We start from the raw sequence: 14,698 nt of genomic DNA on the forward strand, positions 1-14,698 counted from the left end.
GGAATTACGGAGCATCTGTTCCGAAAGGGAGAGGAGTGGTACAAGAAAGGGAGGATCAGGACGATTGTGCAATTCGGCAGGATAATCCAGAGAGTCGTCTGAAAAAAGGTTGCCCTATAATAGAGGCAGATACCTAATTCGGGAAACAAAAAATATAAGAAAAGAGAGGGAATAAGATGGAACGAAAGAATCTTTGGCAGACTTACACAAACAGTCAGTTAGAAGAACTGGAAAAGACAGCGGAGAATTACCGGCATTGTCTGGATGAAGGGAAAACAGAACGAGAATGCGTAAAAACAGCAATCAGACTGGCAAAAAAAGAAGGCTATCAGGATATGAAAGAGCTAATAGGAACCGGAAAGCAACTGCGGCCGGGAGATAAAGCCTATCTGGATTATATGGGAAAGGCGCTTGTCTTATTCCACGCAGGGGCGGCGCCCATAGAGCAGGGAATGAATATCCTGGGTGCGCACATTGATTCTCCTCGGATTGATATCAAACAGAATCCACTGCATGAAACAGAAGGACTTGCCTATTTGGACACGCACTATTACGGCGGGGTGAAAAAATATCAGTGGCTGGCTCTGCCGCTGGCCATACACGGGGTAGTCGTCAAAACATCCGGAGAAAAGATAGAGATATGTGTGGGGGAAGAAGAAACAGATCCGGTTCTGGTTATCACAGACTTGCTTCCACATTTGGACAAGAAAAGACGGGAGCAGAGCGCAGACAAGTTTGTGGATGGGGAACAAATGGATCTTCTGATCGGAAACCGTGCACAGGAGGAAGGGGAGCATCCGGTAAGCCAGGGGATTCTGAAGCTTTTGCGGGACAGATACGGCATGGAAGAGGAAGATTTTCTGTCTGCCGAATTTGAGATCGTACCGGCAGGAAAAGCGCGGGAGTGCGGACTGGATCAGAGCATGATCCTGGCATATGGACAGGATGACAGGGTGTGTGCATTTTCTTCCCTGTTTGCCATGCTGGAGGCGCAGGAGATCACAAGAACCAACTGCTGCCTTCTCGTTGATAAGGAGGAGATCGGGAGTGTGGGAGCCAGTGGAATGACGTCACGGTTTTTTGAAAATGCGGTGGCGGAATATCTGCTGCTGCGTGAGGGAGAAAACTACAGCGATCTGCTGCTTCGAAGGACCCTTGCAAATTCAAAAATGCTTTCATCTGATGTAAGCGCCGGATATGATCCTATGTATGAGGACGCCTTTGAAAAGAAAAACGCAGCGTTTTTAGGAGAGGGACCTGTCTTCAACAAGTATACCGGAGCGGGAGGCAAGAGTGGATCCAATGATGCCAACCCGGAGTATATTGCACAGATTCGCGGGATTATGGAAAAGGCCTCAGTACGTTTTCAAACGGCAGAGCTGGGGAGAGTGGATGTAGGCGGCGGAGGTACGATTGCGTATCTGATGTCTGTGTATGGAATGGAAGTGATCGATAGTGGAGTAGCGGTATTAAGTATGCACGCCCCCTGGGAAACGACAAGCAAAGCGGATATTTATGAAGCCGTCAGATGCTACAAAGCATTTTTGGAGGCGTCCTTTTTGTAAAATGGAATGCAGGAAGAAGCAGGCAGGCTTCCGAAGCTAGGGAGCTGCGTCGTCATCGACTTTCCGAAGTCCATCGCTGATTCCTTTGACAGAAGAAGCATAGGCGGAAGGGGACATTCCGGTAGAGATGCGAAACTGCCTGGAGAAATACGCAAGAGAGCCGTACGAAAGGAAATAGGCCAGCTCCGTCATGGTCATGGTACCGTCCCGGATAATATCCTTTGCCCGCTGGATCTTCATTTTGTTAAAGTGGTCGATCACACCGCAGTGGAGCTGTTTGTGGAACAGAGACTGAAGGGCGGATCGGGAAATGGAAAAGGTATTGCAGATATCGGAAACATGGAGATGCTCACAAATATGATATTCCATGTATTTTAAAATTTCAGAAAGACGTTCCTGCTCAGCAGACTCCTGTACCGGAGAAAATCTGTGGACAGGGCGGGAGGCGTGGTGTTCATCCTGGTGTTCCCGCACCAGCGTGATCAGAAACAGCTCCAGGTGAAGGAGGATCATCTGCTGGGATCCAAAGGGGGTGCATTCCTTTATCTGTATCTGCTCGATGGACGGAATATGTAAGGGAGTAGACAAAGTTTGTCTGGCTTCAGCGATCATGCCGGAGATCAGAGAGCGCTCCTCCCTACTGAGGGTAAAGGTTTTGTGAATAAAAAAATCCATGGCAGAAGAAGCGGAAGTAAAGGAAACTGCCACCAGGTTGGGAGAATCTTTTCCGATAGATTTGATTGCATGAAATTCGTCAGGCTGGTGAAAAATGATATCACCGGCATGGAGTGTGACCCAGGTACGGTCGGCGCAGACGGCAACGGTTCCCTTGTCCACATACAGAAATTCCCAAAAATCATGAGCTTCTCCGCGGAATTCAAAATTTTTCATGTATTCGAAATAATGGATGGTAATAATAGAATCGATAACAATGGAATGTTCCAGTACTGTTTTTACATAGCTCATAAAAGCCCTCCTGACAATATTGTAATAGGGTGTGGATAATTAGACAAGAAGCAAGGACGAAATATCAAACAATTATGTGCAAGTTATAATATAATGTGTAAAAAGCTGACAGAAAATTGGTGATTTTACCAATGAAATGAAGGGGATATCATGCTAAGCGTAAAAAAGAATGAAACAGAAATCAGGATAGAGGAGACAACCTTGAACGTTACACTTTTAAGGGGGGAAGCCTGTTGGAAATGGGACCAAGGATATGTTCCCCGGATGGAAAGTGAAGAGAACACGTGGAAATTCACAGATGCAACAACTATCCGGCATGAAATTGTGGAAAATGGAGTAGGGGCAGGGATCCGTAGCCACTTTGGAGGATTTGAGAGCGATGGAAAGAGCTGTTCCTATGAATTTGAAACCCTTGTCTGGATAGAAGCCTGTACAGGAGACGTATTTTTTGAATGGATCCCTCTGTGCGAAGAAGGGATGCAGATCCGGCGGGTATACTGGCCCGGACATATGGCCTTTGAGAAAGCAAGCCCTGACTGGTATACGGTACTGAATATGCAGCAGGGAGTATTGATCCCAAATACATGGGAAACAAAGCTGGATGAGATTCCGTTTGAAGGACGTTTTGGAACAGCCGGCGGATATATGCCGTGGTTCGCACAGTTTAGAGGAGAAGAAGGCTATGTGGCGATCTGTACGACTCCGTGGAACGCAGGGTATGGAGTGAAGCACCCTGAACAAGGACCGTATACGCAGGTGGGGATCTGGTTTGAGCCCAGCCTGGGAAAGATGGAGTACAGGCGGATAACCCGGTATACCCTGATAGAAGAAGGAGACTACAATACTGCCTGCAAAATTTACAGAAGGTATGTAAAGGAAGACGGAAGGCTTTGCACGCTGGCAGAAAAGGCTGCCAGAGTACAGCGGGTGGATGAGCTGATCGGCTGCAGTTTTTTGCACAAGGGAATTAAGACCTATGTGCAGCCACAGTCAGATTTTTACGATGCAAAGCATCCGGATAAAAATAACCGGCTGACCGGATTTGCCACAAGGGCAAAAGAGATCGCCGACCTGCATCAAAAAGGCGCGGGAAAGCTGTATCTGCATCTGGATGGATGGGCAGAGCCGGGGTACGACAACAATCATCCCGACTATATGCCCCCATGTAAAGAAGCCGGAGGCCGGGAAGGAATGAAAGAGCTGGCAGATACCATGCATCGGTGTGGCGATCTGTTTGGGATTCACGATCAATACAGGGATTATTACAGATCGGCAGCCAGCTTTGAGGAAGAGTACGCCTGTCGTCTGGTAGACGGCAGCATCCCGACACATCAGAGATGGGCAGGCGGACCGCAGTCTTACCTGTGCGGAACGCAGGCGCCCTATTATGTCAGAAGAAATTTCACGGCGCTGGAAGAGCAGGGGATCCAGTTGGACTGTGCGTATCTGGATGTGTTCACCTGCAATGAGGGAGACGAGTGCAACAATCCCCGCCACAGGATGACCAGAAAAGACTGTCAGGAGGAAAGAAACCGCTGCTTTGACTATCTGATGTCAAAAGGGATTCTTCCAAGCTCCGAAGAAGTAAGCGACTGGTGTGTACCCAGCATGGTATTCAGTCATTATGCTCCTTATGATTTTATGCTCCGTCAGCCGGGAAGTCCCAGGTACGGGATTCCGGTGCCCCTGTTCAGTCTGGTCTATCACGACTGTCTGATCGTGCCGTGGATGATGGAAAAAGTCAGTGAGACGGAAGACTATATGCTCTATGCGCTTTTAAACGGAGGAGCGCCGTATCTTTGCAGGGACGGGGCCTATCCGAATGTGGACGGTGCATTTGACGAGGGAATCCGGCTCAGCCTGGAAGAAAAAATCGAAAGATGTAAGGCTGTTTCAAGGCTGCATCAAAAAATTGCAAAATGTGAAATGGTAAGGCATACGATGGTGAACAAGGATCCGGGGATCCAGAAAACGGAATTTGCAGACGGAACAGAAGTAACTGTGGACTTTTACCAACAGATCTACAGAATAGGAACGAAAACAGAGGTGGGAGAATGGAAAAAGGTGTAAAGGTTGTGATCGCAGGACTGGGAAGCAGAGGAAGGGAAGAGTATGCAAAGCTTGCCAGACTGGATCCGGGAAAAATGGAGATTGTTGCCATAGCGGATCCGGATCTTCAAAAGCTGAGAATGACGGCAAAAGAGTATCATATCCCGGAGGAGCGTTGTTTTACCAGTGCAGAAGAATTATTTGCCTGCACGCGGATGGCAGATGCAGCGATCATCGCAACACAGGATCGTCAGCATGTACCGCAGGCGCTGCTTGCTTTGGAAAAAGGGTATGATCTGCTGTTGGAAAAGCCGGTATCTCCCGACCTTCAGGAATGTATCCGGCTGGAGGAGGCTGCGAGAAAATATGGGCGGCGTGTGGTAGTCTGTCATGTGCTGCGGTACACACCCATTTATCAAAAGGTAAAGGAACTTCTGGAAACGGGAGCCATTGGAGAGGTGGTATCCATCGCGGCAACGGAAAACGTGGGGTGGTTTCATCAGGCACATAGCTTCGTTCGTGGAAACTGGTCAAATTCTGACGAAACAAGCCCGATGATCCTTCAGAAATGCTGCCATGATATGGATCTGTATCTGTGGCTGGCAGGAAAAACCTGTGAGTCCGTGTCTTCTTACGGGAGCATGTATCACTTTAAAAAAGAAAACGCTCCGGAGGGAAGTACGGACCGATGCCTGGATGGGTGTCAGGCAAGACGGGAGTGTCCGTTTGACGCAGAAAAAATCTATATGGACAACCGGATCATTGGGTACCGGACGGGGCACCGCCAGTGGCCGCTGGATGTGCTTGTTCCGGAAGGACCCAGTGAAGAAACGTTGATGGAGGCGTTGCGGACCGGAAAATATGGCCGCTGTGTTTATCGGTGCAACAACAACGTGGTAGACCACCAGGTGGTCAATCTGAATATGACGGACGGAACGACGATGAGCTTTACTATGAGCGGATTTACCTCCTCGGTTTCCCGCTATGCAAAATTCATGGGAACGCGGGGAGAGCTTACTGTAAATATGGATTCCCAGGAACCGGAAAAAGGAGAAATCTGTATTCGCAGGTTTGATGCAGAAGTCACGGAGATAGAGGTGGATGTTATGGGATTGTCCGACGACTTTTCCGGACATGGCGGCGGAGACCGGCGTATGGTGGAAGAATTTCTGGAACTGGTTTCCGGAAAAAAGGAAGAAAGTGGACACATCACATCCCTGGAGCGTTCTCTGGAAAGTCATTACTGTGCTTTGGCAGCAGAGCAGTCCAGGCTCTGTGGCGGAAAACCGGTAGTTTTAAAAGAATTTGTAAAAGCGTTACAGGAAGTGTATGTGAGCCCTTCGGGTATGACCGGAACGGCTTCATAATAAATGTCTTATCAACGGAAAAGAAAAGGAGGAGCATTATGAAAAGAAACTGGAAAAAACTGGCAGCCGTTTGTGTATGTGCGGCAATGAGTGTGACGATGCTGGCAGCCTGCGGAGGAAAAGGCGAGGGAGGAAGTGCAAAAAGCGGGAAGACGACCCTGACCCTGGGAATCTGGGATGAAAAACAAAGGGATGCCATGGAACAGCTGGCGAAAGCATATGAAAAGGAACAAAAGGATGTTACGATCGAGATTCAACTGACGCCGTATAAGGGCGGAGAATATTGGACAAAGCTGGAAGCAGCTGCGACAGGCGGAAAGGCGCCGGACGTATTCTGGCTGAATGTACTGCATCTGGATGCTTATGTGGAAGGCGGGATTTTGGCGGATCTGACAGATGCGGTTAAAAAGACGGATATTGCAGACAGTTTTCCGGAAACCCTGGTATCAAACTATGTCCGCGACGGTGTGAACTACGCTGTGCCGAAGGATTTTGATACCAATGCCCTGTGGTACAACAAAGAGATCTTTGACAAGGCAGGCGTAGAATATCCGACAGACGATATGACCTATGAAGACCTGGTGGCGCTGGCGGAAAAATTAAAGGCAGCAGGACTCCCGGATGGGGTGTATCCGTTTGCGTGCCCCGTAGACTTTCAGACCTGGTATTACCAGACAGTATTTGCAAACGGAGGATATATCCTGAATAAAGACAAGACAGAGACCGGCTATACAGACGAAAAAACGCAGGCGGGAATCCAGTGCTGGATCGATATGATAGACAAGGGATTGTCACCTAGTGCGGCGGCACTTTCTGAGACAACCGCGGACGCCATGTTCGAGGGAGGACAGCTTGCAATGAATTTTGCCGGTTCGTACATGGTGCCGGAATATGCGGGAAATGATGCGATCGCAGGAAAGATCGACTGTGTTGAGATCCCTACGTTCAACGGGATAGAAGACAACTGCATCAATGGTCTTGGGTATGCAGTTTATGAAGGAAGCAAGAACAAGGAAGAAGCCATCGCGTTTGCCACCTGGATGGGAAGCAAGGAAGCAATGAAAATACAGGGAGAAACAGGAGTTGTAATCTCGGCAAGAACAGACGCACAGGAATATTTTGCAAATGCAAATCCGAACTATCATCTTGCAGCGTATACCAATCATGCAGAGAAGGCATATCCTCTTCCTGTTTGCCCCAAGGCGGCAGAACTGTATGATCTGGAGGCAACGTATCTTCAAAAAGCATACAATGGAGAGCAGCCGCTGGCAGAAGTTTGTAAGGAACTGAAAAAAGAGGCAGATGCACTGCTGACAAAATAAGAAAAACGAAATGGGTGATCGTATGGCTGAAGGAAAAGCAAGAAAAGGCGCAAAAAGAGGAGTGAGCAGGAGACAGAAAAAGGACTGGATCGCAGCCTATCTTTTCATTGCGCCGGTTACACTGGGACTGCTGGTATTTTACATCTGGCCGTTTTTGCAGAATATATGGTTTAGCTTCAACAGCGTAAATAAGTTTAATGTAACGAATTTTGTGGGTTTGCAGAACTATGAAAAGCTGCTACAGGACGAAGAGGTATGGAAGAGTTTTGGGAATACGCTGAAATATGTAATCATAACGGTGCCGGCAGGAATGTTTTTGTCTATCTGTATTGCAGCCTTACTGAACACAAAAATCAAAGGAACCGCTGTTTATCGAACACTATATTTTTTACCATCCGTTACCATGGCTGCGGCTGTAGCCATGGTATGGAAATGGATCTACAATGAAAAAATGGGGATCCTAAACGGTGTGATAAGGGCACTGGGCGGAAAGGGGCATGGATGGCTGACCGATTCCGGAACAGCGCTTTTTATGATCATGATCGTAGGATTATGGATGACGGTGGGATATAACACGATTATCCTTCTGGCAGGAATGCAGGGAATTTCAAGAACCTACTATGAGGCGGCAGCCATTGACGGAGCGGGACCTCTGCAGAGATTTTTCAAGATTACCATACCGATGTTGACACCCACGATCTTTTTTGTGATGATCACATCTGTGATCAGTGGTTTTCAAGTGTTTGACGTAGTGTATATGATGGTGACAAAGACAAATCCGGCATATGCGGATGTGCAGACGGTGGTAATGCTGTTCTACCGGCAGGCGTTTGATTATGGATACAAGGGATATGCGGCAGCCATCTCTGTTTTGATTTTTGCTGTGATCATGGTCATTACGGTCGCACAGCTGATTGTACAGAAAAAATGGGTGAATTATGACTAAGGAGGGGAAAAGATGAAAGACAGAAGGATAGGAAAACAGATATGGATCCATATATTGCTCCTCCTTGGGATTGGGATTACGGTATTTCCCTTTGCGTGGATGGTACTGACCTCTTTTAAGACGGTAGGGGAAGCGATGCAGATACCGCCTACGATCTTTCCGAAGAAATTTCTTTTGACGGCTTATCAGCAGATCATAACGGCGCTGCCATTTACCAGAGTATATCTGAATACGATTATTTCTACGGCGGTAACAACGGTCGCGCAGGTGGTGTTTTGCTCTATGGCTGCCTATGCGTTTGCACGGATCGAATTTCCTTTTAAAAATATTATTTTTGTGATCATTTTGTCGGTGCTTATGGTTCCGGGACAGATTTTTCTCATTCCCCAGTATCAGATCATTCAAAAACTGGGGCTTTTGGATACGATACCGGCGCTGTTTCTGCCAAATTTATTCAGCGCTTTCGGGACGTTTTTGCTGCGGCAGTTTTTTCTTTCGCTTCCAAAGGAGCTGGAAGAGGCGGCTCTTTTGGATGGCTGCAGCAGATTTCAGATTTTCTGGAGAATCATGCTGCCTCTTGTAAAACCGGGCATTGTGTCTCTGGTCATTTTTACAGCTAAATTTGCCTGGAATGATTTTATGTGGCCACTGATCGTGAATACATCGCCAAAGATGATGACCCTTGGGCCGGCGCTCTCTACCTTACAGGGACAGTATACGACAAAATATCCCATGCAGATGGCAGGAGCCGTTATGGCGGTCATTCCTATCATTTTATTGTTTTTTGTTTTCCAGAAGCAGTTTATTGAAGGGGTAGCGCAATCCGGGATCAAAGGATAGGGCGATGACTGTGGATGTCATCGGAGCAGAAGTGGCCGGAAAGGAACGGGAAGAGAGCATGGCGGAAAAAGACGCGGTACAGCAGCACAAAAATCTGTCTGACATGGAGGAACAGGAGCTGTTTTTACAGCAGTGGGAATGCAATGATCTGATGTACGAATACAACCAGGTCAGGCCGTCCGATCAGGAGAAGAGGGAAAGGCTTTTAAGAGAACTGTTGGGAAAAGTGGGCGAAGCCTGCATAGTAGAGCAGCCGATCCGGGCAAACTGGGGGAAACACACATATCTGGGAGACCGTGTCTATATTAACTTTAATCTGACGCTGGTAGATGATGCGGAAGTTTGGATTGGAGATGATGTGAAGATCGGTCCCAATGTGACGATCGCAACGGCAACGCATCCTTTGGAGGCGGATCAGAGAAAGCAGGGGATCCAGATGAACCGGCCGGTGCATATAAAGAACGGAGTGTGGCTGGGGGCAGGTGTGATCGTACTACCGGGAGTGACCATCGGAGAGAATACTACGATCGGAGCGGGAAGTGTCGTGACAACAGATATTCCTGCCAATGTGGTGGCATACGGGATACCGTGCAGAGTAAGAAAACGCCTGTAGCAGAAGGACGTGATTTTCTTTCCGGCGCCACAAATCTAAAATCGTGACAACCAAAAAAGACACAGGGTATTTTCTGTGACCCGGCGGGGAAGATCCGCCGCCGGATCCGGTTACAGAAGCCTGTGTCTTTTCTGGTTGTCTGTACGAGTGGGTTCTATTCTGCACTTAATGCAGCCATGGTGATGTAATTGTAGGGCTGATTAAAGTGGGGCAGGAAGAAGATGTCCAGAAGTTTCAGCTTATCAATGGTAACACCTTCTTCAATGGCGAGGGAGAACATATGGATTCCCATGGAAATATCTTCAAAGGAAGCCATCTGTGCTCCAACGACACGGCGGGAGGAAGTTTCGTATACGATACGGATTTTTACATTGGCATTGTGCGTCATAAATCCGGGCCGCTGTAAATCCTCAAAATCCGTGTATTTTACAGAAAGGCCAAACTTTTCTGCCGCTTTTACAGAAAGGCCGGTAGAAACCATGTGGTATCCGAAGATGGAGATACCGTTAGATCCCTGCACGCCAATAGATTCCAAAGGTGTGCCGCCGATATTGTGGGCAGCTACGATGCCCGAACGGACTGCGTTGGTGGCCAGTGCGATATAGGCCGGCTGCTGTAGGGCATTGGAATACACATTGGCACAGTCGCCGATGGCATATACGTCGGGATCGCTGGTCTGCTGATGACGGTCTACCAGGTAGGCGCCGTTTTTGAATAATTTCAGATGATCTTTTCCCAAAGCATTGTTGGGGAGGAATCCGATGGCGTTGATCACCAGATCTACGGCGTAAGAGCCTTTATCCGTTACCAGAGTCTGAACACGTTCCTCGCCCAGATAAGCCGTGGCTCTTTCGCCCAGGTGAAGGTCGATCTCGTGCTTCTTGAGATTTTCATCCATGTCTTTGGAAAACCATTCGTCATAGTAGCTGGCAAGAGAAGTGGATTCCACATCAAACAGCAACACATTTTTGCCGCGGCGTTTTGCTGCTTCTGCAATTTCCACGCCGATATATCCGGCTCCGATCACGGCAACCGTCTGCACCTCTTCTTTGGAAAGCTCTGCGTCCACTGCCTGTCCTTCCTGAAACAGCTTCAGGAAATGGATGCCGTCCAGGTCATGTCCGTCAATCTTGGGAGAAATGGGGAGGGAACCGGTAGCAAGGATCAGCTTGTCATAGCTTTCCTGGAACTTGCTGCCGTTTGCTTTTTCACAGCAGACAACTTTATTTTGAAAGTCTACTTCCGTGACAGATGTTTCCATGTGGATCTTTGCGCCTTTTTCGGCAAACGCCTTCTCGTTGGTGTAGAAAAGATTCTCATAGCTTTCGATCTGCCTTCCTACCCACAGAGCCGTTCCACAACCCAGATAGCTGAGGTTGGTGTTGCGGTCGATCATAACGACTTCCTGATCCTTGTAGGTATCCAGTAAAGTGTTTGCTGCCGCGATGCCGGCATGATTGGTTCCGATGATGACTGTTTTCAATTGAATCACTCCTTTTCTGATCTGATAAAGATAATAGTAACTGTTTTCTATTGTTATTTTCTTGATTATATAAAAGAAATGAGGAAAATGCAATAGAAATTTATGAAAAATGGACAAAAAAATCATCCGAAACTCTTTTTAACAAAGGGTTTTGCCGGAAAAAGGAGTAAAGCATCAGATAAAAGGAGGAAAGAATGCCGAGAAAAAGAAGACGCTTTGAATGTGGAGAGATTTTGTGTAAAATAAAAACAGGTTGGGGAAGGGGATTGTAAAGAAGAGCACAAACGAACGCATGAAGGAGGAAAAAAGATGAACCGCAGAAAAAGAAATAAAGTATTAGGAGAACAGGTGGTAAAGGCGCTGGAAAGCAGAAATATGGAAGCCTGTTACGTGGAAACCAGAGAAGAGGCGAAAGAAAAGGCTTTGGAGTGGATCAAAGAAGGAAGCAGCGTGTCCTGGGGAGGATCCCTGTCAATCGCAGAGATCGGATTGAAGCAGGCGGTCTGTGAAGGAGATTTTCAGGTGTTCAACAGGGATCTGGGAAAAGACAGAGAGGAAAGAAGGAACATAGAAATAGCTGCTTATGGATGCGACTATTTCCTGACCAGCGCCAATGGGATCTCTTCGGACGGCGTACTGGTCAATATGGACGGACTAGGGAACCGGGTTTCTTTTATTGCATCCGGACCCAGAAACGTGATCGTGGTTGCGGGGATGAATAAAGTGGTAAAAAGCGTAGAGGATGCCATTTCCAGGACAAGGAATGAGGCGGCGCCCATTAATACACAGCGGCTGGGACTGGACACTCCCTGTTGCAGACTGGGAACCTGCTTTGACTGTAAGACGCCTTCTACCATCTGCTGCCAGATGTTGATCACCAGATATTCCAGAGAGAAAAACCGAATCAAAGTCATTTTGGTGGACGATACCTTGGGATTTTAAAGCAAAGAAGGGCAAAACAGAAGAGAAGCGGAGAAACGGCGGAAAATAAAAAAACACCGATCCGCTTTGGATGATCGATGTCCCTGAAAATATGCGAAGGCGCCAACCAGATTTGAACTGGTGATGAAGGTGTTGCAGACCTCTGCCTTACCACTTGGCTATGGCGCCAAAGATTATCTTTTCTCATTCTATCAAAAGATAAAGGGTTCGTCAATTTAAAATCACCGGAATTTTCACCCGCAGGGAAAATGCTCCGAAATATTTTCAAAAAGGGGAGCCTTGTGCTATAATGGCGGGGAATAGAAAGAAGGCGGGAGATATAAAAAGATGAAAGAAGAAAAAAAACCTTATTACCATAGAAAGAAAAAAAAGCAGAAAAAGGCGACAGGCAGGAGCATCCTGTCAAACCTGATCCTTTTGGTGGCGATCGGCGTATTTTGCTTTTCTGGATTCCAACTGTTTAAGATCTGGAAGGGATATAACACCGGGAAGAAGGAGTACGCAAAGGTGCGGGAACTGGCTGTTGAGACCAAAAAGGACGAAAAGGGAGAAGAGACATTTTCAGTGAATTTTGAGGAACTGAAGAAGATCAATCCGGATACGGTAGCGTGGATCCGGTTTGACCCGGAACCGTCTGTGATCAACTATCCGGTGGTTCAGGGTAGCGACAATGAAAAGTATCTGTCCAAAACCTTTTCCGAGAATGAAAATACGGTGGGGGCCATTTTCCTGGATGCCAATGCCAGTGCGGACTTTTCAGACAGGCACACCCTGATCTACGGACACTGGATGCGGGACGGTTCCATGTTCCGGCATCTGGAGGATTACAGAGAACAGTCTTTTTGGGAGGCGAACCCCTATTTTTACCTGTATACGCCGGATGGGAAGAAGCTGACCTACCAGATTTATTCGGTGGGAGAGGTAAAGGACACATCAGACAGCTATCTGACACAGTTTGCGACGGATGAGGCTTTTCAGAAGTTTTTGACCATGACCAAAGATGTGGCACAGTATGATACGGGCATTGCAGTGGATACCTCCAGCAGGGTCGTGACCCTTTCGACCTGTACCAGTGCAGGCGATGAGAATCGTTTTGTGGTGCGGGGCGTAAGAGTGAAGGAAGAATAGAAACATCCTCAAAAAAGGAAAAATCGGACAAAGGGTGATCGTATGGCAAACTACAAGTATGAAGTAGGAGATGTGGTAACTCTCAAAAAACCGCATCCTTGCGGAAGCAAAAAATGGGAGATCCTGCGGGTAGGGGCGGACTTCCGCCTAAAGTGTACAGGCTGCGGACATCAGATCATGATGGCCCGACCGCTGGTGGAAAAAAGCACAAGAGATTTAGAGAAACCACTTGAAAACCGCTAAAAAATATGGTAGTATGAACCACTGTGACACAGTGTAATTTGGGGAAGTTTCCCCGGATATCCTTGCTCCTACGAAAGAGTAGGGGCCAAAAAGACCAGAAGGAGGTGCAAGGCGACATGAACAAGTATGAGTTAGCTGTTGTTGTCAATGCAAAAATCGAAGATGATGAAAGAGAACAGGTTGTCGAGAAAGTAAAAGCTCTGGTAGAGCGTTTCGGCGGCAAGATTTCTGACGTTGATGAATGGGGTAAGAGAAGACTGGCTTACGAGATTCAGAAAATGAAAGAGGGATTTTATTATTTCATCCACTTTGAATCTGATGCAGAGGTTCCAGGCGAGATCGAGCAAAGAATTCGTATTATGGACAATGTACTCAGATATTTATGCGTAAGACAGGAAGCATAAGCAGGAAGCAGAGGGATTAATATGAATAAAGTGATTTTAATGGGACGTTTGACGAGAGATCCGGAGGTTCGCTATTCTACCGGCGACACCTCTATGGCGATCGCAAGGTATTCTTTGGCGGTGGACAGAAGGTTCCGGAGAAATAATGACGGCGAGCAGAGTGCAGATTTTATCAACTGCGTGGCATTTGGGAGATCGGCTGAGTTTGCGGAAAAGTATTTCAGAAAGGGACTGAAGGTGCTGGTAACGGGACGGATCCAGACCGGCAGCTACACCAACAAGGAAGGCCAGAAGGTATATACGACAGATGTTGTGGTGGAAGACCAGGAGTTTGCGGAGAGCAAAGCTGCCAGTGAAGCACACGGCGGTGGATTCCAGGGGATGCCTTCACCTGCGGCAGGGACAGACGCCGGAGACGGATTTATGAATATCCCAGATGGAATCGACGATGAATTACCGTTTAATTAGTGTGTGGTAAGGAGGACAAGACCATGGCTTTTGAAAAAGGAAACCGTCCGGAAGGCGGATTTAAGAAAAGAGGCGGTATGCGCAGAAGAAAAAAAGTCTGCGTATTCTGCGGCAAGGACAACACGATTGATTACAAGGATGTGGCAAAGCTGAGAAAGTACATTTCTGAGAGAGGAAAGATCCTTCCCAGAAGAATCACAGGAAGCTGTGCAAAGCACCAGAGAGCTCTCACAGTAGCCATCAAGCGTGCGCGTCACCTGGCATTGATGCCATACGTTCAGGACTAATCGGAGCTTTCAAAGAGCAGGCGAAGGTTTCGCAGACCGGAACAGAAGATACAAAAAAGCAGTGTAGCTTCAGCA

General features: G+C 47.6%; 15 protein-coding genes and 1 tRNA gene. 13 read left to right on the plus strand and 3 right to left on the minus strand.

Translation table 11 applies throughout. The annotated features are described in order from the left end of the window. The first annotated feature begins 176 nt into the window (after window positions 1-176). Window positions 177-1,565 carry an aminopeptidase gene (locus SOW26_RS04395; protein WP_154476812.1) on the plus strand — a complete coding sequence of 463 codons (1,389 nt, stop codon included), beginning with the start codon at window positions 177-179 and terminating at the stop codon, window positions 1,563-1,565. A gap of 36 nt (window positions 1,566-1,601) precedes the next feature. Here the strand turns inward: SOW26_RS04395 and SOW26_RS04400 are convergent, their stop codons facing one another. Further along, window positions 1,602-2,531 carry an AraC family transcriptional regulator gene (locus SOW26_RS04400; protein WP_276959274.1) on the minus strand — a complete coding sequence of 310 codons (930 nt, stop codon included), beginning with the start codon at window positions 2,529-2,531 and terminating at the stop codon, window positions 1,602-1,604. Between the two features lie 150 nt (window positions 2,532-2,681). Here SOW26_RS04400 and SOW26_RS04405 point away from each other — a divergent pair, with 150 nt between their 5' ends. From SOW26_RS04405 to SOW26_RS04430, 6 genes are read left to right on the plus strand one after another with little or no spacing between them, the layout of a single operon-like run. Further along, the gene (locus SOW26_RS04405; protein ID WP_276959276.1) at window positions 2,682-4,601 is read left to right on the plus strand and encodes a DUF5696 domain-containing protein; all 1,920 of its coding nucleotides are present in this window, start codon (window positions 2,682-2,684) and stop codon (window positions 4,599-4,601) included. Then, entirely contained in the window at window positions 4,586-5,947 is a 1,362-nt protein-coding gene (locus SOW26_RS04410) for a Gfo/Idh/MocA family protein (RefSeq protein WP_276959278.1), read from the plus strand. Before SOW26_RS04405 ends, SOW26_RS04410 begins: the two co-directional genes overlap by 16 nt. 38 nt (window positions 5,948-5,985) lie before the next feature. Next, on the plus strand, window positions 5,986-7,269 hold the full coding sequence (locus SOW26_RS04415) for a sugar ABC transporter substrate-binding protein (RefSeq protein WP_276959279.1): 1,284 nt from the start codon (window positions 5,986-5,988) through the stop codon (window positions 7,267-7,269). Between the two features lie 22 nt (window positions 7,270-7,291). Next, window positions 7,292-8,215, plus strand: coding sequence for a carbohydrate ABC transporter permease (locus SOW26_RS04420; RefSeq protein WP_320651959.1), 924 nt, complete (start codon window positions 7,292-7,294; stop codon window positions 8,213-8,215). A 12-nt stretch (window positions 8,216-8,227) separates the two neighbouring features. Further along, window positions 8,228-9,055, plus strand: coding sequence for a carbohydrate ABC transporter permease (locus SOW26_RS04425; RefSeq protein ID WP_154476800.1), 828 nt, complete (start codon window positions 8,228-8,230; stop codon window positions 9,053-9,055). A 4-nt stretch (window positions 9,056-9,059) separates the two neighbouring features. Next, on the plus strand, window positions 9,060-9,668 hold the full coding sequence (locus SOW26_RS04430; RefSeq protein ID WP_276959283.1) for a sugar O-acetyltransferase: 609 nt from the start codon (window positions 9,060-9,062) through the stop codon (window positions 9,666-9,668). Window positions 9,669-9,822: 154 nt separating this feature from the next. Here the strand turns inward: SOW26_RS04430 and nox are convergent, their stop codons facing one another. Further along, on the minus strand, window positions 9,823-11,157 hold the full coding sequence (gene nox / locus SOW26_RS04435) for a H2O-forming NADH oxidase (protein ID WP_334296367.1): 1,335 nt from the start codon (window positions 11,155-11,157) through the stop codon (window positions 9,823-9,825). Window positions 11,158-11,460: 303 nt separating this feature from the next. Here nox and SOW26_RS04440 point away from each other — a divergent pair, with 303 nt between their 5' ends. After that, window positions 11,461-12,093, plus strand: a complete 633-nt coding sequence (locus SOW26_RS04440) for a lactate utilization protein (RefSeq protein ID WP_154476796.1) — start codon at window positions 11,461-11,463, stop codon at window positions 12,091-12,093. 97 nt (window positions 12,094-12,190) lie between these two features. Here the strand turns inward: SOW26_RS04440 and SOW26_RS04445 are convergent. Further along, a tRNA-Cys gene (locus SOW26_RS04445) sits at window positions 12,191-12,261 on the minus strand. Between the two features lie 159 nt (window positions 12,262-12,420). On the opposite strand from SOW26_RS04445, the gene srtB reads away from it, so the two are divergent. The 5 genes from srtB to rpsR all read left to right on the plus strand — a co-directional run bounded on the left by srtB (window position 12,421) and on the right by rpsR (window position 14,623). Then, the gene (srtB, locus tag SOW26_RS04450; RefSeq protein WP_276959285.1) at window positions 12,421-13,221 is read left to right on the plus strand and encodes a class B sortase; all 801 of its coding nucleotides are present in this window, start codon (window positions 12,421-12,423) and stop codon (window positions 13,219-13,221) included. A 42-nt stretch (window positions 13,222-13,263) separates the two neighbouring features. After that, on the plus strand, window positions 13,264-13,464 hold the full coding sequence (locus SOW26_RS04455) for a DUF951 domain-containing protein (RefSeq protein ID WP_154476792.1): 201 nt from the start codon (window positions 13,264-13,266) through the stop codon (window positions 13,462-13,464). A 116-nt stretch (window positions 13,465-13,580) separates the two neighbouring features. Further along, window positions 13,581-13,868: a 30S ribosomal protein S6 gene (rpsF, locus tag SOW26_RS04460; protein WP_276959286.1), complete on the plus strand. Its 288-nt coding sequence runs from the start codon at window positions 13,581-13,583 to the stop codon at window positions 13,866-13,868. Between the two features lie 21 nt (window positions 13,869-13,889). Beyond that, window positions 13,890-14,336: a single-stranded DNA-binding protein gene (locus SOW26_RS04465; protein WP_154476788.1), complete on the plus strand. Its 447-nt coding sequence runs from the start codon at window positions 13,890-13,892 to the stop codon at window positions 14,334-14,336. 23 nt (window positions 14,337-14,359) lie between these two features. Then, window positions 14,360-14,623, plus strand: coding sequence for a 30S ribosomal protein S18 (gene rpsR / locus SOW26_RS04470; protein WP_154476786.1), 264 nt, complete (start codon window positions 14,360-14,362; stop codon window positions 14,621-14,623). Window positions 14,624-14,698: the final 75 nt, after the last annotated feature.

It is taken from the genome of Suipraeoptans intestinalis (assembly GCF_034091795.1).
GTDB classification, from domain to species: Bacteria; Bacillota; Clostridia; order Lachnospirales; family Lachnospiraceae; genus Suipraeoptans; species Suipraeoptans intestinalis.

Bases quoted from the DNA above. Each gene is read 5' to 3' on its own strand.
- SOW26_RS04400 (WP_276959274.1), bottom strand. From the start codon at position 2,531: ATGAGCTATGTAAAAACAGTACTGGAACATTCCATTGTTATCGATTCT.
- SOW26_RS04410 (WP_276959278.1), top strand. From the start codon at position 4,586: ATGGAAAAAGGTGTAAAGGTTGTGATCGCAGGACTGGGAAGCAGAGGA.
- SOW26_RS04465 (WP_154476788.1), top strand. From the start codon at position 13,890: ATGAATAAAGTGATTTTAATGGGACGTTTGACGAGAGATCCGGAGGTT.
- rpsF (WP_276959286.1), top strand. From the start codon at position 13,581: ATGAACAAGTATGAGTTAGCTGTTGTTGTCAATGCAAAAATCGAAGAT.
- srtB (WP_276959285.1), top strand. From the start codon at position 12,421: ATGAAAGAAGAAAAAAAACCTTATTACCATAGAAAGAAAAAAAAGCAG.
- SOW26_RS04430 (WP_276959283.1), top strand. From the start codon at position 9,060: ATGACTGTGGATGTCATCGGAGCAGAAGTGGCCGGAAAGGAACGGGAA.
- rpsR (WP_154476786.1), top strand. From the start codon at position 14,360: ATGGCTTTTGAAAAAGGAAACCGTCCGGAAGGCGGATTTAAGAAAAGA.
- SOW26_RS04405 (WP_276959276.1), top strand. From the start codon at position 2,682: ATGCTAAGCGTAAAAAAGAATGAAACAGAAATCAGGATAGAGGAGACA.
- SOW26_RS04395 (WP_154476812.1), top strand. From the start codon at position 177: ATGGAACGAAAGAATCTTTGGCAGACTTACACAAACAGTCAGTTAGAA.
- SOW26_RS04440 (WP_154476796.1), top strand. From the start codon at position 11,461: ATGAACCGCAGAAAAAGAAATAAAGTATTAGGAGAACAGGTGGTAAAG.
- SOW26_RS04455 (WP_154476792.1), top strand. From the start codon at position 13,264: ATGGCAAACTACAAGTATGAAGTAGGAGATGTGGTAACTCTCAAAAAA.
- SOW26_RS04415 (WP_276959279.1), top strand. From the start codon at position 5,986: ATGAAAAGAAACTGGAAAAAACTGGCAGCCGTTTGTGTATGTGCGGCA.
- SOW26_RS04425 (WP_154476800.1), top strand. From the start codon at position 8,228: ATGAAAGACAGAAGGATAGGAAAACAGATATGGATCCATATATTGCTC.
- SOW26_RS04420 (WP_320651959.1), top strand. From the start codon at position 7,292: ATGGCTGAAGGAAAAGCAAGAAAAGGCGCAAAAAGAGGAGTGAGCAGG.